Origin of the sequence: Streptomyces sp. NPDC049597 (assembly GCF_040675505.1) — a bacterium.
GTDB lineage: Bacteria > Actinomycetota > Actinomycetes > Streptomycetales > Streptomycetaceae > Streptomyces.
In genome coordinates this window covers 16,691-36,853 of record NZ_JBFAOY010000050.1, presented here as the reverse complement: position 1 = coordinate 36,853, position 20,163 = coordinate 16,691, and the positions used below count along the sequence as shown (strand labels likewise).

The following is a 20,163-nucleotide window of genomic DNA, read 5'->3' as shown; positions in this document are numbered from 1 at the left end:
TGCAGGGCGTGGGCCTCCCACAGCCACCAGCCGCCGGTCGCCAGCGCCACGGCGGTGTAGAACCAGCCGGTGTAGCCGAGCGGGGTCAGCAGCAGTACGACCAGATGGTCAAGTACGCCACCGCGCTGCGGCTCGGCACGGCGGAGGCCGAGCAGGTGCTGTGGCGCTTCACCCGCGGCGGCCCCGAGCACCCCCACCTACGCCGCCTCGGAGAACTCATCGTCACCCGTGAGGGTGAGCGACGATGCGAGCTTCCGCCGCACCAGCGTGTGCCGGTCGGCCTGACATGCCTGCGTAAGCACGACACGCTCGGCCGGATGGCCGTCGGCTCCGGTATGTCGGTGGGCACCGTTCACGCGTGCGTCACCTGGGTGATCACCCTGCTTGCTGACCATGCACCGAGCCTGCTCACGGTGCTGCGCGAGACCGATCCCGACTGGGTCCTGCTCGACGGAACTCTCGCGGATTGCGACCGCCTGGGCGACGGCCGGGCCGACTACTCGGCCAAGCACCGCCGATATGGCGTGAACATGCAGGTGGTGACCGATCCGGAGGGCCGGCTGCTGTGGATCTCACTCGCACTGCCCGGCCGCGCACGACCTGACCGGCGCCCGCACTCACCGGATCATCCAGACCTGCGAACGCCAAGGCGTCCCGTCCTCGCCGGCCGCGCCTACATGGGAGCCGGCCCGTGGGTGACGACGCCCCTCAGACGCCCGCCGGGTCGTGACCTCACGCCAACCCAGCAAACGGTCGACCGAGCGCTGTCCGCGGCGTCGCGGGCGCCGGTCGAGCGCGCACGGCTCAAGTCGTGGCGGATCTCTGCGCGAGGATGGCGGCGGTGCGGGCGTAGACCTGTGCACCGAAGGCGGGGTCGCGGGAGGCATCTGAGGACGCGTCCAACTCCGCGGCGCTGTAGTAGCCGCCGGTCGCGTCGTCCAATGCGGGATCGCTGGCCAGTCGAATGCTGGTACGTGCGCCTTTCTCCGGGCTGGCCATGAACGCCTTCCTCACCATCCCGACCACCTTGAAGACGCCGCCGACGTTGCGTCCGAACGCGGTTTTGACACTGCCGGGATTCGCCGCGTTGACGGTCACCCCCAAGCTGTGACGGCCAGGTGGTTCACGGCCATTTCCGACGAAGCCCGGCTCGCGTGCTCCACTTCAGCTCCTCGTCGAGCGCGAGCTGGCGCAGGACCTGCGCTGCCACTTCTCGGCATGGCCCACGTCAGGCGGGATGCCGCACTGCTCGCGGCGGGCCACCTTGCGGGATCGGCCTGCGGCGAGGTGGGATCCCATCTCCCGGGGAGAAACAAACGCCGGTCGATCGCCGACGAGGCGGAGCCCCGAGCCAGTGCAACGACACGCCCGCCTGGCAGTTGGTCACCTTGCCGACCGTTCCGGGTACTGCCGTGACACACAGGCTCACGCGTCGCCGTCCTTGAGAAGCCCGTGTCATCGATGATCAGGGCGGTTGGTTTGACCGTCGGTGCATCCTCCATGCGAGCAGGGCCCGCAGATGCACCCCAGCTGCGGCACCCGATACGCCGACGCGCCTGGACGAATCGTTCCAGCTACTGCCCCGCTGTCAGCGGCTGCCAAGACCCTCGCGCATCTCGTCGTAACGCTCCCGCGCCGCCAGAACCTCGGGCATCCGGCCCTCCAGGAAGTGGATGAGGCCCAGAAGCCGCTCGGCGACCTCGTGCCCCAGTGGCGTGAGCTCGTAGTCAACCCGCGGCGGGTTCGTCGGCTGCGCCTCCCGTTGGACGAGACCGTCGCGCTCCAGGGAGCGCAGGGTCTGGGACAGCATCTTCTCGCTCACGCCGTCGACCCGTCGGCGGAGCTCGTTGAAGCGGAACGTGGTGTCATGCAGGGCTCCGATCGTGAGGCTGCCCCAACGTCCGGTGACGTGCTCCAGTGTGCCGCGCGACGGGCAGTTGCGGGAAAACACGTCAAAGGCGAGGCCACCGTTCGGACAGGCTCCACTGCTCTCTTGCGAGGTGCTGGTCTCGCTGGTCTCCATGCAGCCACCATACTCGCTCCCATCGCTAACCAATGGGTTGCGCTTCATAACAGTTAGTGCTTCTCTGGGGGCCCAACGATGAGCACACCGATTCAGGAGTCCCTACCGTGACCACCCCTGTTGTCTCGATCGCCTACCACTCCGGCTACGGCCACACCGCCGTCATCGCCGAGGCCGTCCGCGACGGAGCGGCTGCCGCCGGTGCCACCGTCCACCTGATCAAGGTCGACGAGATCGACGAGGCCCAGTGGGAGCTGCTCGACGGCTCCGACGCCATCGTCTTCGGGTCACCCACCTACATGGGGACCGCCTCGGGCGCGTTCCACAAGTTCGCCGAGGATTCCTCCAAGCGCTGGTTCACCGACGCCTGGAAGGACAAGCTGGCGGCCGGCTTCTCCAACTCCGGCTCAAAGAGCGGCGACAAGCTGCACACTCTGCAGTACTTCGCGACGCTTGCCGCCCAGCACGGCATGCACTGGGTGAACCTCGGGTTGAAGCCCGGATGGAACTCCACGGCGGGCTCCGAGGACGACCTCAATCGCCTCGGCTTCTTCTTCGGCGCTGCTGCCCAGACGAACTCCGACGAGGGTCCGGAGGGCGTGCACAAGGCCGACATCGCGACCGCACAGCACCTCGGCGGCCGGGTGGCGGAGACCGCTCGTACGTTCATCGCAGGCCGGGCGGCCGTCGCCGCCTGAGCCGCACACGGCCGCACAGAGCGTAAGGGCCTGTCAGCGAGTGACGGGCCCTTACGCTTGGAGTATCGGCGCCCCTGGTTGACTTTGATTTACCTTGGCGCTGCGCTCCTGCTGGCCCAAGCAGGTTTTCTGATCGCCTGGGCCGTTGGTCGGCGTCGTCGTGATCCAGGGGTCTATGCCGGCAGCAGGGAGCACCGTGCAGCGCTGGCATCGGTTGTCGACGGCACGGCGTTCAATCTCAAGTACTGGCGAACGATGGGCACCGCAGAACAAGCCGAGTTCGACGAACAGCAGTTGGCTTCTTCTGACAGCACCCGCCCGGATCGACAGTCGTCACCTTCACCCTGAGCCCAAGTCGGCGACGGTGAGCTCGCACTGCACCCACCGGCAGGTCGAAGAGGCTCTGCGGCAACTGGTGGCGTGGGCGCACTGTCCGACACGCCTTGTCCCGCAGTGATCGCACACCTCCGGGCAGGTCGGGGAGCTGGAAAGAGTAGTGGCCGAGCATGTTGATGTGGTGGCGGACGAAGCGAGAGGCGGGCCACGTCATCGTCGCGCACGTCGAACCCGTCCGTACGGAGCTGGGTGACGGCGGCGTCCATGCAGCGGGTGTTGAACAGCACGAGGGCGTTGAGGACGAGGCGGAGGGCGCCGATCCAATCCTTCATGCCGTCCTGATAGTTCTGGTAGAGCTGCCCGGCCCGGCCGTGGAAGATCTTCCGGGCGAGTGTGTGGCGGCGTTCCTGGAGGTTGGCCCGCACTTTGATCTGCCTGGGCGGATGGATGCCACCGGCGCCGCGATCACCTTCGAGACCGTTGCTCGCGAAGCGGGCGTCTCCGGGTCCTGGCTCCACAACCAGCCGGACCTGAGAGCCGAGATCGAGCGATGTCGCGCCCGCCGCCGGTCGATCCCCGCAGCCCGGCCGGTTCCCGATCGGCAACGAGCCTTTGACGCCTCCCTCTACGGCGCTTGGAGGCTGCCACCGAGCGCAACCGACAACTCGAGTCGAAAACCGGGGGTTGCGCGAGGCCCTCGCCCTCCCGCGCTCGGGGAACGACGCACGCCCGACCTATCGGGCCGCCGCGGCGACACGCAGAGAAAGAATTCGGCGGTCATCGGACCCTGCTGGCGAGACCGTCGAGGACACCGTCCACCACACAACACACCAGATCAGAACCTGCGATATCGGCGGGCTCCAGACAAGGCCGCAAGCGGCATCTGTGGTCGACACCCGCGGCCTGCCGCTTGCTGGTGATGGTCACCCTGTCGACCTGCACGACAGTGCCGCGGCGAAGGAAGTCCTGTTCCGCCTCCGCCTGATGCACCCCGAGATCACGATTGTCCGGGCCGACTCGGCTTGCGCGGGCAAGCTCCTGACCCGGGCAAAACGTCACCTCAACCTGACGATCAAGACAGTCGGTCTTCCCAAGGACACCTCTGGCTTCGTTGTCCTGCCCCGCCGTTGGGTCGTCGAACACACCCTCGCCTGGATGATGCACGCCCGCCGGCACGCGAGGGATTACGAAAAGCTCGTCCAGCAGCCGGCTCTCTGAGGTGCCGACCGACCCCCATCGTGGGCTGCCATTACCGCCCCGCGCTGACGGTGCGCGTCAGCCACTTTTCGAACCACACATCGGAAAACGGGCAGTCGTTGTACGCGGGGATCTCCACCAAGCCGTGCCGGGTATAGAGCGCCCGCTGCGCCATCGGCCGAATTCGGCCGGCACAGGCGGACGGTGAGCGCGTCCTCGACGGTCGAGGATCTTCCGCTGTATCCCACGGGGCACTCGACGGGCTGGGCGGCCCGAGATCATTCTCGCGGTGATTGCTGTACCCGTTCCCCACGGCCGGTGTCCCCACCCAGCCGGTGCGGCGGAGGTGAGTAGCGATCACTCATGCGCACCGGCTCCTGGACGGTCAAGCTGGCCCCCGCTGCCTGTTCCCTGCCTCGCCGCTGCGGCGGAGCGTCAGGGAGGGAGCGTCACCGCCCGGCACGGGTTGACAGAGGAAAGGCAGAAGGATCACGTGAAGAATTGGTCGATCCCCGGGTTCGTGGAGACTCGGGAACTGGGGGCCGGCAGCAGCGGACGTGTAGTGCTGGCCGTCGAGCAGTCCACGGGTGACCCGGTGGCCATCAAGTACCTCGATGCCCGGTTGGCAGGGGACTCCCGCTTTCTCCAGGCGTTCCGCACCGAGGCAGGGCTTCTGAGGGACCTGAGCTCTCCGCATGTGGCCCGCTTGCATCGGTATGTGGAGAGCGAGGAGGGCGCCGCGCTTGTGATGGAACTGATCGACGGCCCCTCCCTGAGGACGCTGCTCCGGCAGGAGGGAGCCACCACCCCGGAGGCAGCTCTGATGGTGCTCAAGGGCTCTCTGCTCGGCCTCTCTGCCACACACGGGGCCGGCATCGTGCACCGCGACTACAAGCCGGAGAATGTACTGGTCACGCGCGAAGGCGTCTCAAAGCTCGTTGACTTCGGGATCGCGGCCCGCGACGGGAGCACCCCCAGCGGGGCAGGAACCCCCATGTACATGGCACCTGAGCAGTGGCAGGGAGAGGCAGCCTCCCCGGCTACGGACGTGTATGCCGCCACCGCCACGTTCTTCGAGTGCCTGACCGGGGAGCGGCCGTTCCACGGCGAGCACCTGGTGGAGATAGCCATGCAGCACCTGTCGGCGAAGGTACCCGTCCGGTCCGTGCCGGAGCCGGTTCGGCCTCTGATTGAGCGCGGTATGGCCAAGCGCCCACTGGACCGGCCGGCCTCGGCGGCCGACTTCCTCGCTGAACTGGAGGCGGTGGCCCTCGCAGGCTATGGGGACGACTGGGAGGAGCGAGGGCTCCACGAACTGGCGCTCCGCGTTGCGGGACTGACGGTGGGCTTGGCGGAGCCTTTCGACGGTGGGGGCGAGGAAGCGACGACGTCACTCGCCACCACCGACCTTGACGGACCGGATGGCACCCTGGGCGTACGGCGGCCCGGCCGGCTTCCGTCCAGGGGCGGCGCCGTGCCTGCTGACCGGTCCGCGGGACGTCGCCTGCGCGTCCCTGCACTCGTCGGCGTCGGCTTGCTGACGGGTGTGGCCGTGCTGGCCGCCGTCGCGGTGAGCGGGGGTCCCTCCTCGCATGAGGCGTCCTCGTCGTCACCCCGCTCCACGACCCGGCTGGTGCCCGGCGAGAGTACTTCAACGCTCGCCCGAGGGCCGTCGGAGGTTTCGGCGTCCGCCTCCTCCTCGGTGTCCCCTTCCGTCTCCACTTCACCCGCCTCGCCCTCGGGCGGAGCCGATGCGACACCCACCGGAGGAGGCACCGCAGGTGGTGCGGCCGAGCCTGGGAAATCCGGAGCGTCCTCCCCGGATCCCGTCGGTCCGGGAGAGCAGGTAGCGCCCACCCCCACCGGTGGTGGGCCGCAGTCGCCTGCGGCGGACTCCGTGGCCGTCAGCGGTGCGGAGATCACCCGGTTCGGCGCGTCGTCGTCGGGGCGGGCAGCCGATGCCGGGGTTGCGGTCACCACGACCGGTCCCGAACCGGTCACCATCACCCTTACCTGGTACAACAGTGATGAAAGCGGCACTCCGGGAGAGCAGGACGGCAGCACGGAGACCTATGTGCTCAAGGGACGCACCTCATACGACCTCCGCTACACGCACACCTTCCGCAGTGACAGATGCCCGCGGTACTGGGGCCTGCGGATATCCACGACGCCGAGAGCCGAGTCGGGTGAGCGGTACCGGGACACGGGCGCCCTGGCATGCACCATCGAATTCCCCGAACTGGGCTGAGCGCTGTGTCTGGAGCTACCATGCCGGATTCCCACGACTGGCTGACACAGCGTCTCGCCCGGCTGGGGCGGCCGCCCGCGACCCACGGCCAGGCCGAAGACGACCCCGAGTACCTGACGACGGGCTGGAGTGTCAGCTCTGGCGACTCCTCCGCCTCCCGGAGCGACGTCCTTCCCACAGCCCCGACGTTGTGGAAGACGGGGCTGTACCCCTTGAGCCCTCCCGGGGCTCGCGAGCAGGCGCCGACGGTGCGACTGACCGACGAGGAGCAGGCCAGCGGAACCGTCGTCACCACCGTGTGGCGGGGTGGCCCGCCGGCCATCCCGCCACGTCGGCGCCGAAGGCGGGCGCGGATACGGAAGCGGCTGCTGCCGGTCCTGCTCGCCGCCGCCGTGTGCGCGGTCCTGCTCTCGCTGCGGGTTCCACCGGAGCGGGCTGCCACCAAGGTCACCGAGGTCACCGTACGCGCCGAGCCAGCCGAGGTGGGCTGCAACGGCACCGCCGAGGTGGTCGCCAAAGCGAGGACCAACGGCGCCCCCGGCATGATCCGCTACCGCTGGCTCCGCAGCGACGGCACCGTCTCCGGGGAACTGACCCAGTCCGTCTCGGCCCACCAGAAGGAGGCGCGGCTCGTCCTGCGCTGGACCTTCAACGGCCGGGGGACGCAGCGGGCCAGCGCCGTCGTCGACATCCTCTCCCCGACGCCGCACACGGCCTCGGCTGCCTTCACCTACCGCTGTCGCTGAAGCCGCGTGCCGCGGGGCCGGAAGTCGTCCCGCTGGTACGGCCGGTCCGGCAGATCTCCGATTCCTAATCGGGATATCAAGTGGCCTGTGTGACGGGCGGTATGGGGTCGTAGCACCGTCCGTCACGCAGAAGTGCCCAAAGGGCATTGACTCGTGGGCGTGCGAGGGCCATGACGGCCTGACTGTGTCGTTTGCCTTCGGCGCGCGTACGGTCGTAGAAGCGGCGAGACTCGTCGCAGCAACGGATGCTGATCAGTGCGGACGTGTAGAAACCTCTCTGGTGCGAGCCGCTGACCAGAACAAGCTCTGGGTCCGCTCCATCACTACTGCCAGGCGTTGGCCCTCGTCTGCCGCGAGAGCCTCGGCTTGAGCGAAGGCGTCCTCCGCTTCGGCGAAGTCCCCCAGCTCAAAATGGGACTTCCCGAGCAAGACACGGCTCTCGGTGGTGTGATGGTCGTCCGACAGCGCCTGCAGCAGTGTGACAACGTGCGGGTAGTCGCGGGCGTAGCGCGCCAGGGTGGCAGCCTGTACCAGCATGTCCGGGTCGGCGGTGCCGGTGGCGGCCAGTTGCCAGGTGGCGATATGCAGCGCGTCGTCCCGTCGCCTGCCGCCATGGGACTGGAACTGCTCGACCTGCTGCAGCAACAGGTCGCGGCGGCGAACGGTCGGGATGTCTGCCCGCAGCGCCTCCCCGTACAGGGGGTGCGCGAGTTGCACGGTGGTGCGGCGCCGGTCGGCCATGACCCGGACCAGTCCCCGTTTCTTCAAGGCCGGCCAGGACGTCCGCCGAGGCGAGCCGCTGGGCGTCGATCAGCGACACGGGCTCGCACAGCGCCAGCAGGTCCAGTACCTGACGGGCTCGAATGTCCGCCGCGGCCAACCGGGCCCCGATCAGTGTGGCCAGCCGAGGCGTCCTGACCAGCCATCCCTTGCGCAGTTCCCAGATCTCCCCATCACTGACCAGCGTCCCCGCGGCCAGGGCGCCCAGCACCAACTCCCCCAGGTACAGCACGATGCCGCCGGATGCAGTCTGCAGCTCGTGGAGGGTGCGCCGCCCCACCACCCCCCCCAAGAGCGGCCCGCATCACCGCCTCCAGCTGCTTTGGGCCGAGAGGCGAAAGGTCGATCCGGTGCACCGCGTGCCCGTGACACAGTGTCTCGACGGCCTCGCTGACTGGTCCCCCGGTGCGCGCCGTGCTGATCAGCTTCACCACGCCCACGTCCAGCAACTGCCGCAGCAGCACCGCCGAGGCGGCGTCCAAGAGATGCAAGTCATCCACGAGAACCGCCCACCGGCGAGCCCGCGACGGCCCGGCCAGCGCGCGAGCCACCTCGGCGAAACCCCTGGCGGGATCGGAAAGATCCACACCGGCCGGGATGAGGTGCGCGATCGCCCCCAGCGGCACTGTGGCGGCTACTGCGGACGCCGTGGCCCGCCCACACTCGAAACCAGCCTTGACCGCCCGGGCCAGGTACTCCTCGGCCAGCCGGGACTTGCCCACACCGGCCGGCCCGGAGATCACCAGCCCCTGGCAGCGCCGTTTCGCCCAGACCGCCGTGAATTTCTCCAGCTCATTTTCCCTGCCTACCAGCGGCCACCTCAGTAGCATGTGCTGCACGTCCATGGCAGGCTCCTGACGTCGTCGCCTCGGGCGAATATTGGTTTGCTGTCTCGCCGGCGTGCTTTCCGATCGGGCAGTTCCTCGCCCTTGTGGCGTCGATGCGCCATCACCAGGCCGACGCTGGGGCAGCCGCCGCCGGATTTGGTTGCGGTGGCGCCGACCGCGGCCTCGGCGACGGAGTGCTCCCGGGCCTTGCCGTCGCTGCGAGGGCCGGACCTCCGGGGTCCTCTCCCGGATGTAGTTGGGGTCGGGCTGCGGGCGGAGGACATGGCGCTCACACGGTTGGGGTCGTAGTCAGGAAGCGGCGTCGATGAGGGCCTGGAGAAGGCGCTGGGGATCCTCGGCGAGCCTGTTGCAGACGTAGAGCCACCATTCGGTGCCGAAGACGACGTACTCGCGGGTGGGATGGCCTTGCATGGCCATGGCGTCGAGCCGGTCGGGGCCAAGGCCGAGAAGTGTTTCGAATTCCCAAGGAGCGGTTTCGTAACCCTTGCCGCCGAGGTGGCGGTCAATGCGGTGGATCAGGTCCCAGTCGTGAGTGGCGAAGGAGCACAGGTGCCCCGAGGCGGCCAGCTGTTCCGCGTAGGTGAGGTAGGCAGTGGTCACGGCGGACCCTTCGCGAGGGAGGGCGATGGTTTCGGGTTCGAGGAAGGCGCCTTTGACCAGGCGGATGCGGCCGGGGAGAGCGAGGAGTTTGCGCAAGTCATCGGCGGTGCGGTGAAGTCGCGCCTGGACGGTGATGCCGACGTGGTCGAACCGTTCGCACAGGGTACGGTGCAGGGCCAGCACGGCGTCGGTGCGGTCGGAGCCCTCGGCCGAGATGATCATCTCTAGACCGGTCTCCGCTGTGACCTGCGCGATGCGGGAGGCGTTGGCCAGGGCGATGTCTGCGTCGACGGCGAGGCCGACGTGGGACAGGTCGAGAGAAATCGAGCAGCCGGGCGGCAGCAGTCGGGCGGCGTCGAGAAAGACGTTGGTCTCCGCCGCGGCCCGCCGCGGGTCGCGGCAGCTTTCCCCCAGGTACTCAACGCTCACGCGGTGGCCGTCGGCAAGGATGCGCTTCGCGCGGGACAGCGCATCGGTCAGGCTTTCGCCGGCCACGAACCGCCGGGCGACCTTGTGGGCCAGGGGACCCAGGACCGGGTCTTGCGGGACGCGCCACTTCAGGTCCTCATCGAGCGCGAGGGTACGCAAGACCTGTCCGGCCTGCGACGAAAGTGCGGCGGTGCCGGTGGCGGGAAGGTTCGTGGTCATCGGGTGTCCTAGCTGTCGGTGTCGTGCGCGGAACGGTTCGAGCCTTCCAGGGCAAGGCGTCGGACGGGAGTGGCGGAGATGACAGGTAGGCTGGAATTCCTGCCATCGCGTCGAGTGCGAAAGGAGGCCGGCTCTGATGCTGCGCAATGTGGCCGTCCTGGCTCTCGAAGGTAGCCATGCCTTCGAGCTGGGCGTGTTCTGCGAGGTCTTCGGTATCGACCGCAGCGACGAGGCGCTGCCCGTCTACGACTTCGCCCTCGTCTCCGCCAAGGGCGGCAGCGTGCCCACACGGCACGGCTTTGACGTGCACGCCCCTCACGGCCCGGAGCGGCTTTCCTGCGCGGATCTCATCTGCGTCCCGGCCTTTGACATAGGGGTGCGGCAGCCGGACGGCTTGATCGATGGGCTGTGTGCTGCCGTCGAGCGCGGCGCGCGTGTCCTGAGCATCTGCACCGGCGCCTTCCTCCTGGGGCAGGCGAGCCTGCTGGACGGGCGGCGCTGCACCACCCACTGGCGCTACACCGAGGAACTCGCCCGCCGCCACCCGAGGGCCCTGGTCGAGTCGGACGTGCTCTACGTCGACGAGGATCCGGTCATCACCGGTGCCGGGACCGCCGCGGGCGTCGACACCTGCCTCCACCTGGTCCGCAAGGAACACGGCAGCACCGTCGCCAACGCCATCGCGCGCCGCATGGTCGCCCCTCCGCACCGGGAAGGCGGCCAGCGCCAGTACCGCGAACGCCCCCATCCCAGAGAAGGAACCGGCTCCCTCACCCCCCTCCTGGACTGGATCGAAGCCCACCTCGACCAGAACCTGACCGTCGAAGACATGGCCCGCCACGCCCACCTCTCCCCACGCACCTTCGCCCGCCACTTCCAGCAGGAAACCGGAACCACCCCGGCGCAATGGCTCACCACACAGCGCGTCCTACTCGCCCAGCATCACCTGGAAACCACCGACGCCCCCATCACCGCCATCGCCCGACGGGCGGGCTTCGGCACCGTCGACAATCTGCGCCACCACTTCGCCCGACGCCTGGGAGTCACACCCCAGAGCTACCGACGCACTTTCCGCCCCCCACACCAGGAGTCATGACACTGCTTCGGCAGAGCCGGTCCCGGCTTGGGCCGTGCCCGCCGGGAACGTCATGCGGAACGTGAAGGCGTATGGCGTCGGCCCGTGCTCACGCAGATGGACAAGACGCTGCTCCGCTTCCTTCAAGCTGGGACCGTGACCAGCCGGGATCCACCACATCGCCGACATCGCCTCATTCACCTGCTCGAAGAACTCATAGCGGCGCGCCATCACGTCACGATGCAGCCCCCGATACATGAACGCCCTCAGCACCTGAAGATCCCGCCACACCGACAGATTCACCACCAGACGCTCATCACTGAAGACACGCAGACCCGATCGGTCCTCCCCATCGCTGTTCGTATGCCGCCACACGAATCCCTCGGCCTCCTCGGCGTCGGCGTAGACAGAGTCTTCAGCGTCCACGAACGGCCTCAACTGAACAGAAGTCAATGGGTATTTCAGACGAGAAACGTTCACCTGGGCAAGAACATATGCAGTCACAGGGGCACCCCGCTTGGTAGGTGGTATGAGCACCAAGAGCCTGCCAAGACCACCGAGCCCGCCCAAGGAGCACAAACGACAACCGCACAGAAAATCCCGCCACACCACGACCAACAGACAACCCACCCAGGCCCCGCGCCCACACCGCCGATTGTCGCGGAACGTCGGCTCATCACCGCACGCACGGACCGGACCGCCGACCAGCGGCGTGAGGCCCCCGAGGGCCTGTCGACGTTCACGCTGACGATTGCATTTGATGGTGCTGGACAGCTTCATCGTCCTGGTCGAACAGGGACAACTGGGCACCCGGCTCGGTCGTTCGCGTCGCACGATGATGCGGGTCCCGGCCGGGTGGACGGCAAGGTCGACTTCGTCCCGCTGCGGGAGCAGGCCCCGGCCGCCGCTGGCTGCTGCCAGGCTGCCTGAACCGACTGCGGGCGGCCGGGCCGGGTGGGATGATCCGGGCAGGTCAGGGGCGTGCGGCGGGGGAGGCCCAGGCGTCCAGCGGCAGCGGGCCACGGTCGACGACTGTGCGGATGCAGAACGTGCTGCGGACGTCGAGGACCGGCTCAATGGCGAGGATGTCGTCGGTGAGCACCCGCTCGAGGGTCCGCAGGTCGGGCACGGCCAGCTCGACGAAGAAGTCGGCGTCGCCGGAGACCACGTGGCAGGCAACCACGTGCGGGATCGTCTTCAGTGCCGCCTCGACCACCTGCGAGGTGGTGCGGGAGTGCTCGACCTTGAGGGACAAGAACACCGTCAGCCCGAGCCCGAGGCGCTCGCGGTCCAGATCGGCGCGGTAGCCGGCGAGGACGCCGTCCTCTTCCAGTGCCTTGGTACGCCGCAGACAGGACGTGGGCGACAGCCGTACCGCCTCGGCGAGGTCGACGTTCGGGGTCCGGCCGTGGCGCTGGAGGTGGTCCAGGATCGCCCGGTCGATGCGGTCATACAGAGGACGTGGCATGAAAGGCAGCGTAACGGCTGATCCGCCACACAATCCTCTGCCAAGTAGCGTTGCGGGCGCCGATCACGCCATCGCGTGCCGCACTCGGCGGCGCATCATGGTCACGCGCTCCGGCCGACAGGCCGGATGCCGTCTCCATACCACTTCCCTCCCCCCCTGGATGCCCCATGCACCCCTTTCCCCTCGAACCGGACCGCGCCGCGATGACCGAGATGGGCGGACTCGTCCTGGACCGTGTCATCGACCGCACCGAGCAACTGCCCACCCGCCCCGCGACCAGCGCCCTCACCCAGGCGGCGACCGCCGCACTCGTGGAGTCCTTCCTCGCCCCGCCGCCCGCGCAGCCCGGCGACCTCAAGAGCCTGCTCGGCCGTCTCGACGAGGCCGCCGACTGCGCCGTGGAGACCGCCGGGCCCGGGCATCTGGCCCACATCCCCGGCGGCGGCCTGTTCACCGCCGCGCTCGCCGAGTTCTACAACCGCGCCGTCAACCGCTACGGCGGACTGGCCGCCATAGCATCGGCTTTCGCCGCCCTGGAGGAGAGCGTGGTGCGCTGGATCGCGCTCGATGTGTGCGGGCTGCCCTCGGGCAGCGGCGGCCTGTTGACCAGTGGCGGGTCGATGGCAACCTTCTCCGCCGTCGTCGCCGCCCGCTACGACTGCCTCGGCGAGGACCTCGCCACCGGCACCGTCTACACCACCGCCTTCGCCCACTACTCCGTGGCCAAGGCCGCCCGGCTCGCCGGCATCAAGAAGGACCACATACGCCTCGTCCCGCACACGGCCGACCTGCGGATGGATCCCGACGCGGCCGCGGCCTTGATCCGCGCGGACCGGCAGGCGGGCCTGCGCCCGTTCCTGCTGGTGGGAACCGCCGGCACCACCGACACCGGCACCATCGACCCCCTTCCGGAACTCGCCGGCCTTGCCCGGCGCGAGGACCTGTGGTTCCACATCGATGCCGCCTACGGCGGTTTCTTCCGCCTGACCACACGCGGAAAGGAACGCCTGGCGGGCGTCGAGCAGGCCGACTCGATCACCCTGGACCCGCACAAGACCCTGTTCATGCCCTTCGGAACCGGCGCCCTGGTCGTCCGCGACGTCGCCGCCCTGCATGCCGCGCACGACGGCTCCGGCAGCTACCTGCAGGACATCGGCCCAGCAGGCGGCGTACCCGACTCCGGCCATCTGGGGCCCGAGCTCACCCACGAGATCCGCGGCCTGCGGATCTGGCTTCCCCTGCACCTGCACGGCGTGGACGCCTTCCGCGACGCCCTGGAAGAGAAACTCGATCTGACCGAACAGGTCCACGCGGCCTTGTCCCGCGTTCCCGGGCTCGAAGTTCCTCAGACGCCGGATCTGAGCACCGTGATCTTCCGTATCCGTCCCAAGGACGACAGCCCGTCCGCCGCCGACCGGGCCGACGAGGCCACGCGGCGCCTTCTGGAACGTGTCAACGCCCACCGGCGCATCGTGCTCTCCAGCACCGTCATCGACGGCCGCTACACCCTGCGGATCTGCCTCGTCTCCCACCGCACTCACCGCGACCGCATCATCGAGGCACGCGACCTCATCACTGCCGAGGCCACCCGCACCGTCTCCCACGCCGTCGGCGGGTAGGCCCCGGACGGGATGCCGCCGGGGGACGAGGGCCCGGGATCATCGACCTGTCGGCTGTGCACCCCGCCGTCGAAGTGACGCTCCAGCCGCCGACCGGCGGCCAGAAAGCACCCGAGAGTAGTGGCTGCCGGCCCGTAGCAGAGCGTCGAATCGGCCGGACCGTTCATCGACGTTGATTCTCGACGCGAGTTGCCGAAAGCGCCCACCTGCGGGTTTGGGATCACGGCCCCGGGTGTCGGCAGACGGTGGTGAGCTCAAGTGGTCAGCGCATCACCGCTGTTCAGGAGGCCACCGTAGACTTCTGCAGGGGTGGGACCCGCGTGCCCGATCAGCGTAGCGACTGCTCTCGCAACAACGGGTCTTGCAAACAAGGCTGTTGAGTCGACAAGGACGTTGGTGCCAGTCCCGGGCGCCTCGCTCGCAGGGGACGTAACTGATGCAGCGCCGCAGAGGCCGTCTCGCCAACGCCGTCGCCGCTCTCGCGATGACCACATCCGCGGTCATGGGCACCACAGCCGCCTCCGGGGAGCCGCCCGCACGGTCTGATGCACGTCCCTCGGCACCCGGCTGTCGGGTGCCTGGATCGACGAGGACGGTCGCCTCGCGGCCGCGGCCGCGGCCGCGGCCGCGGTGGCGGAGGCCGGGGCGGGGGCCGGCACGGTCAAGGGTTCCGTGGGCGCCGTGGTCGCAAGCACCGTGTGCAAGCAGGGCCGGACCACCGGCTGGACCTGCGGACAGTCAACGCACTCAACGTCACGGTCAGCAACCCCGCCGGTATCGTCCACGAGCTGACGAAGACCAGCGCCGGCCGCCGCGCTCGTACTGCCGCCGAGGGTAGGGGCGAGCGACTCCCCGCGATGCGCGCTCGCGCCCCCGGCGGCTCCCTCACCCGCACCTGACACCGATTCCGCGCGCCGGTGAGCAGGCTGCTTCTTCTACGACGACGGGGATATCCATGACAACGGGGGACAAGCCCGAGGACTCCCGGCTGTCGCCGGAAACCGATGAGGCACCGAGCACGCCGTCCGCGTTGACGACGCCGGAACCGTCAACGGAGCCGACGGACCACAGTGCGGAGTCACACGGCGCAAGGTGCTGGGAGCAGGAGGAGTCGCAGGAGTCCTCCTGCTCGCCGCCTACGCCGGTGTCAGAGACCCGGGGAAGGAGAACGGCCTCGCGGAACCGTCCGCTGCCAAGGTGCCCGTGCGGTTCGTCACGCTGGTCCGCCAGACCGACATGATGGACCTGACGTTCGCGCTAATGGAACCTCCGGATCGACACTGCGGTCGCGCCGGCCCGGCTCGTACGCGTCGACCCGTCCTTCCGCTCCTACGTCGTCGTCCATTTCGGTCCGCAGGCCGTCGCCAAGAGGGCGTTCCTGGAAGCTGAGCACCCCCGCGCCGCCCCCAGTCCACCGAAACGGCCCTGGAAGTCCCCTGGCGTCTCCAGATGTCCCCGGCCGAGAGCGGCGGCTGGGCGCGCAGCACCGGGCCCGTGACCCACGGGCCCCGACCTGCCCGCGGCCGCACTGGCTGGGTCGCTGCGCCTGACGCTGCGTGAGGTCGAGAGCCATCCAACGGGTCTCTCCGCCGCGACGAGAAGGAGCCGTACAGCCTGTCTGGCCACGCTGCCGCTGTGAACTGCCGCAGACTGAAAGCCACCGATCCCTACGGACGACGCTGGGTGATCCAGTGCAAACACAGGCGCAACGGCCTCGCCGGCTCCGCGATGGGCACGCCCGACCTTCAGGCACTCAACGGCACGGCCCGCCAAGTCCACAGGGCGGACGTCGCGGTGATCGTGACGAACGGCAGGTCACCACGCCCATCCGTGGCCTTCGCCGAGCGGCGGCGAGGGCGGGGGATGAGCACCTGGGCCTCGCCCCCCCGACGCGGGTGGGCGAGGAAGGTGGCCCGAGCCCCAGGTGGCCCGGGTGGGCTGCCTCACGCGCGTTGGGGTGCGGACGACCCGCTCGCTTACCTCGACGACGGTGGGGGAGTTGGGGCGGGCGTACGACGCGACATCCTCCAAGGTGGGTGAGAGGTCTTCCAGGCACAGGGCGCACAGCTCACCGACGCGGTTCCGGTGTCGAGCACCACCGAGGACGTGTCGAGCATCCGCACCCAGCGGGTGGCCGCGGTTGAGCAGGCCGCCGTCGACGGTCCACCGGGTCCGGCGGCCGATGTGGTCGGAGAGGATCTGCAGGCTCTCGCGCAGTCGCTCGCGGCGAGCGACGTCCACCGGAGTCTTGCCGGGCAGCTGCTCGATCTGCCGCAGGTGGTAGACCTCCAGCCCGAGCTCGCGCTGCAGCAGCACCATGACGCCTGAGCGGACCACGGCCGTTGCCTCGCTGGTGGGGCGCTTCTCGCCCCGGTCGCGCAACTCGCCGACCAGGGCGAGCTGCTCGTACGCGGTGAGCGAGTCGCGGCCGAGGACGTCGACGAGGCTCAGCCATGGTCAGCGGGTGGCCGGGGTGCTTGAGGGCGCGGACCAGCTACCCGCGCCCTGGCAGCCTCATGAGGCTGGTGATCCGGCTTGCCCCTACCCAGCTCTGGCAGCCGGGCCTCGGCCTCCTCCAAGTTCTCCTCGGCCTTGAAGCAGATGTGAAGCTGCTGGGGAACGGTCTGGTCAGGGGCCAGCGCGGAGCCCGGTAGCCGTCGACCCGTTGAAAACCGAGGACGAGTCCGTCCTCACGTTGAACCCCACCCGAAGTCGGCGGCCGACTTCGGGTGGGGTTCGAGGCCGGTGGCCTGCTGACAGAACGCCACCTAGGCCATCCGATCGGGGCAGTCGAGTGTCATCGCGCCCAACTTCATCTGCAGGGGCATGACATCTCCGGGCCGATCGGTGAACTTCCGCGACAACACCCCAGAGACGGCTGCCTACGGTTGAGCGGGACACCGACCGCCGACCTGTCCCACTCAACCGAATGCACCGCAGGTCAGAACCTCGCCCTGCCTACAGTATTTGGGTAGGACATGTGGGATTGCTATTGCGCCGCAATAGTCGCCATCGTGGATGCTGTTCGGCGGCATCTCGCACCTACGTATTACGGCGTAATGAACTTTGCGGAACAGTGACGGTCAGGGAGACCTGCCTGCGGGCGGGTTATGCGGTCTCAACGCCGCCTGACGGTTGCACTGCCGGGCGCAGGAAGGTCCGGTCGAAGCGGCGGATGCAGCGGGTCTCCGTGCTCAGCTGCCAGAGCTGCTGAGCCTCAGGATCCTGCCGGATGGCAGCACGGTAGTCCTCGTAGGCAGCCAGGCTGGGGAAGGAGAACAGGGCGTAGGCGATGTCGTTGGCTCCTTCGTGCGGCAGGAAGCAGCCGTGGTGCGTGCCGCCGAAGCGAGTGACGATCGGGATCCACCCCGTCACGTCGTCTCGAACGCGGCAGTCTGGCTGGGGTCGATCTCGTAGCGCAGGTGACAAGTGATCATGTGAATATTCTGCCTTGCCTGGTGGGTGCACGTTCTTCATAGTTGGAGGGCCACTTGGCGGTAGTAGTGGCTTGCGCGGGCGCGGGCTTGGTGGCGACGGCGCCAGACCGACCAGTGCAGCCGGTGTGCCGAGTCGAGAACAGGCCGGACAACGAGTGTCGTGAACAGATCCTGGATCTCGTTGCAGGTCAGCGGGATCAGGTCGTCGGGGGCTGGGTCCTGAGCACGTTCGGCGGCCGCGGCTGCGGCGAGGAAGGCGTGGGCGAGCAACGCGAGGGTGACCCAACGGTGCCAGGAGGTCCAGCGTCTGACCTGGTGTTCGTCCAGTCCGGCCAGGCCCTTGCCGGACTGGAAGGTCTCCTCGACCGTCCATCTGCGGCCGGCCACTCGCACCAGGGTGGACAGCGGCACTCGGTTCGCTGAGTAGCAGCGGTAGAAGGCGAGTTCACCGGTACTCCGGTTGCGTCGGACAAGCAGATGGCGGTGACCGGGACGGTCGTCGGCGATGTCGGCCAGGGCCCAGTCGTAAAGGCGGTGGCCTTTGGCTCCAGCTCCCGCGGACAGCTTCTGCCAGGCCCGCTTCGGAAGCTTCTTGACCAGGGCATCGGCGCGGAACGTGCCCGCACGGGTGGTGATCTGGTGTTCGCCGGCAACCGCGAGGACGTAGCCGAGCTGCCATTGCTCCAACGCGGTCCGCAGGTGCGGGTTGCCCCCGTAGACCTCGTCGCCTGCCACCCAGGAGACGGTAACCCCGGCATCCAGTGCGCGGCCGATCATGCGTGCGGCGAGTTGGGGCTTCGTGGCGAAGCCCACGGTGTCAGGAATCCCGGCGGCCTGGCAGCGGGCCAGGTCCTGGGTCCAGGAGCGGGGGACATACAGTTCCCGGTCGATCGCCGCGTGCCCGAGTGGGGTCGAGCAGGCGAGGTAGGCGGCGACCTGGCTGTTTTCGATGCGTCCGGCGGTGCCGGTGTACTGGCGCTGGACACCGACTGTGTGCGTGCCCTTCTTCAGGTCGCCGGTCTCGTCGACGACCAGCACCGCGTCGTCGTCCCGCAGGTGCTCGACGACGAAACCGCGGAGGTCGTCGCGGTCCGCGTCGGCGTCCCACTTGGCCCGGGGCAACAGGTGCTGCAGACCGTCCGGGGACGCGAGTCCGGCGTGCTCGGCAAGCGTCCAGCAGTTCTTGCGCGGCAGGTCCGACATCCACCCGAGGATCAACTGCCGTGCCTGGCAACGCGATTCGACCCGCGCAAAGCGCCCGCGATGCGGCCCATCAGGGCCTCGAACATGCCCTGCCACCGGGCAGGACCTATGCTGTGACCTGCGGCCACCGCCTGATCTTCTGTCTTCACACACCGATGATCAACGGTGGCCGTACACGTTCCCGCACTGACCCCGACCAGCAAGATCACGATCTACAGTTGGAGTACTAGCTGACCTGGTCGTTTCGCGGCGCGGAACAGGTTGAGATCCACCGACGGACACTCCAACCTAAGAGCGGCGTTCAGAGAGCAATCCAAAGAATAGCTCATCTATCCATTCGCCTTTGGCGTAACGGTTTGCTACGCGAAGGCCTTCAAACCGGAATCCGACTCGCTCGAGGAGCGCGACCGATCGAATATTCCGCGCGTCGCAATCTGCGGATATTCGGCGCACGCCTCGTTCGAAATAGCTGCTAACGACGGCAGTTACTGCTTCTGTCGCAAGCCCCATTCCTTGATGCGAGGGATCCAGGCTGTAGCCCATGTCGGCCTGCATCTTGTTGTCATGCAAGCGAACGCCTACTTCTCCCACCAGTAGACCTTCAGTTTTGATTTCGATGGCAAAAATAAACCATCCAGGGGCGGACGGATCGGTTCCCCCATATTCTCTGATATCGGATGCTGCCGCTTCGCGCGACACGGGGGATGACCAGCCCTGATATCGAGCAACCTCTGGGTGGGATCGGTATTCGGAGAGTGCATCGGCGTCATCATCCCGGAGTTTCCGGAGGCGCAATCGCAGAGTTTCAATCAAGATGTCTGAAGAGTTCAAGTGCTAATCCTATCCAGAGTCCGGATGTCATGCATCAAGGGCGTTACCCTCGCAACGGAACTGCTGCAAACGATTTATTAGAAACACGTCGTCTTGATCTTGTTGGGGGGCGGGATGATGATGCCGTGCGCTTCGAGCAGTTTCCTGTTCTTCATCGGGGTGGTTCGGGTGCTCGGGGGCGGGTGTTGGACGGTGGTGTTACGGGCACGGCGGCTCGAGATCCACTTGATCACCGAGCGGACCGGTCCGCCCCTCTCGATCGGCGTCTCGGGCGCGAACCTGCACGACAGCCAGGCCCCCTAGTCCTCGTCCGCGGCATACCCCCCGATCCGCTCAGGACCCGGGCGCCGCAGACGCCGACCGGCCAAGCTCCAAGCCGACGAGGGCTACGACTAGAAGCGCTGAT

Annotated in this window: 17 protein-coding genes and 10 pseudogenes; 11 read left to right on the top strand and 16 right to left on the bottom strand. The window is 68.1% G+C overall.

The features are described from left to right. Window positions 1-101 (bottom strand): annotated as a pseudogene (locus AB0K02_RS32155) (protoheme IX farnesyltransferase); the annotation flags it as partial. 96 nt (window positions 102-197) lie between these two features. Then, a complete protein-coding gene (locus AB0K02_RS32150; RefSeq protein ID WP_365996141.1) occupies window positions 198-395 on the bottom strand; it encodes a hypothetical protein in 198 nt (65 codons plus the stop codon). Between AB0K02_RS32150 and AB0K02_RS32145 the strand changes: the two are divergent. Continuing rightward, window positions 318-764, top strand: a pseudogene (locus AB0K02_RS32145) (transposase family protein); the annotation flags it as partial. The gene AB0K02_RS32150 and the pseudogene AB0K02_RS32145 sit on opposite strands and share 78 nt — an antisense overlap. Window positions 765-804: 40 nt before the next feature. On the opposite strand, the gene AB0K02_RS32140 reads toward AB0K02_RS32145, so the two are convergent. From AB0K02_RS32140 to AB0K02_RS32130, 3 genes are all read right to left on the bottom strand, one after another. Then, complete coding sequence (locus tag AB0K02_RS32140; RefSeq protein ID WP_365996139.1) at window positions 805-1,098, bottom strand: hypothetical protein; 294 nt, start codon at window positions 1,096-1,098, stop codon at window positions 805-807. Next, the gene (locus AB0K02_RS32135) at window positions 1,095-1,502 is read right to left on the bottom strand and encodes a transposase (protein WP_365996135.1); all 408 of its coding nucleotides are present in this window, start codon (window positions 1,500-1,502) and stop codon (window positions 1,095-1,097) included. The genes AB0K02_RS32140 and AB0K02_RS32135 overlap by 4 nt, the downstream gene beginning before the upstream one ends. Before the next feature lie 86 nt (window positions 1,503-1,588). Then, window positions 1,589-2,023 carry a helix-turn-helix domain-containing protein gene (locus AB0K02_RS32130; protein WP_365996134.1) on the bottom strand — a complete coding sequence of 145 codons (435 nt, stop codon included), beginning with the start codon at window positions 2,021-2,023 and terminating at the stop codon, window positions 1,589-1,591. A gap of 107 nt (window positions 2,024-2,130) precedes the next feature. Between AB0K02_RS32130 and AB0K02_RS32125 the strand changes: the two genes are divergently transcribed. Further along, on the top strand, window positions 2,131-2,721 hold the full coding sequence (locus AB0K02_RS32125) for a flavodoxin family protein (protein WP_365996133.1): 591 nt from the start codon (window positions 2,131-2,133) through the stop codon (window positions 2,719-2,721). A gap of 78 nt (window positions 2,722-2,799) precedes the next feature. Further along, window positions 2,800-3,069, top strand: coding sequence for a hypothetical protein (locus AB0K02_RS32120; RefSeq protein ID WP_365996137.1), 270 nt, complete (start codon window positions 2,800-2,802; stop codon window positions 3,067-3,069). Between the two features lie 94 nt (window positions 3,070-3,163). On the opposite strand, the pseudogene AB0K02_RS32115 reads toward AB0K02_RS32120, so the two are convergent. Next, window positions 3,164-3,494: pseudogene (locus AB0K02_RS32115) on the bottom strand (Tn3 family transposase); the annotation flags it as partial. A 416-nt stretch (window positions 3,495-3,910) separates the two neighbouring features. On the opposite strand from AB0K02_RS32115, the pseudogene AB0K02_RS32110 reads away from it, so the two are divergent. The 3 genes and pseudogenes from AB0K02_RS32110 to AB0K02_RS32100 form a co-directional block, all read left to right on the top strand. Beyond that, window positions 3,911-4,260: pseudogene (locus tag AB0K02_RS32110) on the top strand (transposase); the annotation flags it as partial. Window positions 4,261-4,747: 487 nt separating this feature from the next. Then, window positions 4,748-6,502: a serine/threonine-protein kinase gene (locus AB0K02_RS32105; protein WP_365996132.1), complete on the top strand. Its 1,755-nt coding sequence runs from the start codon at window positions 4,748-4,750 to the stop codon at window positions 6,500-6,502. 20 nt (window positions 6,503-6,522) lie between these two features. Continuing rightward, window positions 6,523-7,248 carry a hypothetical protein gene (locus tag AB0K02_RS32100; RefSeq protein WP_365996131.1) on the top strand — a complete coding sequence of 242 codons (726 nt, stop codon included), beginning with the start codon at window positions 6,523-6,525 and terminating at the stop codon, window positions 7,246-7,248. Between the two features lie 76 nt (window positions 7,249-7,324). Here the strand turns inward: AB0K02_RS32100 and AB0K02_RS32095 are convergent. From AB0K02_RS32095 to AB0K02_RS32080, 4 genes and pseudogenes are all read right to left on the bottom strand, one after another. Further along, window positions 7,325-7,477: pseudogene (locus AB0K02_RS32095) on the bottom strand (IS110 family transposase); the annotation flags it as partial. 23 nt (window positions 7,478-7,500) lie between these two features. Then, the gene (locus AB0K02_RS32090) at window positions 7,501-7,989 is read right to left on the bottom strand and encodes a hypothetical protein (RefSeq protein ID WP_365996130.1); all 489 of its coding nucleotides are present in this window, start codon (window positions 7,987-7,989) and stop codon (window positions 7,501-7,503) included. A gap of 212 nt (window positions 7,990-8,201) precedes the next feature. Then, window positions 8,202-8,873, bottom strand: a complete 672-nt coding sequence (locus AB0K02_RS32085; protein WP_365996129.1) for an ATP-binding protein — start codon at window positions 8,871-8,873, stop codon at window positions 8,202-8,204. A 291-nt stretch (window positions 8,874-9,164) separates the two neighbouring features. Further along, window positions 9,165-10,124 (bottom strand): proline dehydrogenase family protein, encoded by a 960-nt coding sequence (locus tag AB0K02_RS32080; protein WP_365996128.1) that lies wholly within the window; start codon window positions 10,122-10,124, stop codon window positions 9,165-9,167. A gap of 136 nt (window positions 10,125-10,260) precedes the next feature. On the opposite strand from AB0K02_RS32080, the gene AB0K02_RS32075 reads away from it, so the two are divergent. After that, window positions 10,261-11,220 carry a helix-turn-helix domain-containing protein gene (locus AB0K02_RS32075; protein ID WP_365996127.1) on the top strand — a complete coding sequence of 320 codons (960 nt, stop codon included), beginning with the start codon at window positions 10,261-10,263 and terminating at the stop codon, window positions 11,218-11,220. On the opposite strand, the gene AB0K02_RS32070 is transcribed toward AB0K02_RS32075, so the two are convergent. Further along, the gene (locus AB0K02_RS32070; protein WP_365996126.1) at window positions 11,215-11,703 is read right to left on the bottom strand and encodes a DUF3291 domain-containing protein; all 489 of its coding nucleotides are present in this window, start codon (window positions 11,701-11,703) and stop codon (window positions 11,215-11,217) included. The genes AB0K02_RS32075 and AB0K02_RS32070 overlap by 6 nt on opposite strands. 469 nt (window positions 11,704-12,172) lie before the next feature. Continuing rightward, complete coding sequence (locus AB0K02_RS32065) at window positions 12,173-12,667, bottom strand: Lrp/AsnC family transcriptional regulator (protein ID WP_365996125.1); 495 nt, start codon at window positions 12,665-12,667, stop codon at window positions 12,173-12,175. A gap of 167 nt (window positions 12,668-12,834) precedes the next feature. On the opposite strand from AB0K02_RS32065, the gene AB0K02_RS32060 reads away from it, so the two are divergent. The 3 genes and pseudogenes from AB0K02_RS32060 to AB0K02_RS32050 all read left to right on the top strand — a co-directional run bounded on the left by AB0K02_RS32060 (window position 12,835) and on the right by AB0K02_RS32050 (window position 16,614). Next, the gene (locus AB0K02_RS32060) at window positions 12,835-14,286 is read left to right on the top strand and encodes an aminotransferase class V-fold PLP-dependent enzyme (protein ID WP_365996124.1); all 1,452 of its coding nucleotides are present in this window, start codon (window positions 12,835-12,837) and stop codon (window positions 14,284-14,286) included. A gap of 1,650 nt (window positions 14,287-15,936) precedes the next feature. Beyond that, window positions 15,937-16,140, top strand: a pseudogene (locus AB0K02_RS32055) (restriction endonuclease); the annotation flags it as partial. Between the two features lie 231 nt (window positions 16,141-16,371). Then, on the top strand, window positions 16,372-16,614 hold the full coding sequence (locus AB0K02_RS32050; protein WP_365996123.1) for a hypothetical protein: 243 nt from the start codon (window positions 16,372-16,374) through the stop codon (window positions 16,612-16,614). Between the two features lie 119 nt (window positions 16,615-16,733). On the opposite strand, the pseudogene AB0K02_RS32045 reads toward AB0K02_RS32050, so the two are convergent. The 4 genes and pseudogenes from AB0K02_RS32045 to AB0K02_RS32030 all read right to left on the bottom strand — a co-directional run bounded on the left by AB0K02_RS32045 (window position 16,734) and on the right by AB0K02_RS32030 (window position 19,757). Further along, window positions 16,734-17,054: pseudogene (locus AB0K02_RS32045) on the bottom strand (VOC family protein). Between the two features lie 340 nt (window positions 17,055-17,394). After that, window positions 17,395-17,723, bottom strand: a pseudogene (locus tag AB0K02_RS32040) (NIPSNAP family protein). A gap of 36 nt (window positions 17,724-17,759) precedes the next feature. Next, a pseudogene (locus tag AB0K02_RS32035) lies at window positions 17,760-18,997 on the bottom strand (IS701 family transposase). A 217-nt stretch (window positions 18,998-19,214) separates the two neighbouring features. Next, on the bottom strand, window positions 19,215-19,757 hold the full coding sequence (locus AB0K02_RS32030) for a GNAT family protein (RefSeq protein WP_365996122.1): 543 nt from the start codon (window positions 19,755-19,757) through the stop codon (window positions 19,215-19,217). Between the two features lie 216 nt (window positions 19,758-19,973). On the opposite strand from AB0K02_RS32030, the pseudogene AB0K02_RS32025 reads away from it, so the two are divergent. Next, window positions 19,974-20,150 (top strand): annotated as a pseudogene (locus tag AB0K02_RS32025) (IS5/IS1182 family transposase); the annotation flags it as partial. Between the last annotated feature and the right edge of the window lie 13 nt (window positions 20,151-20,163).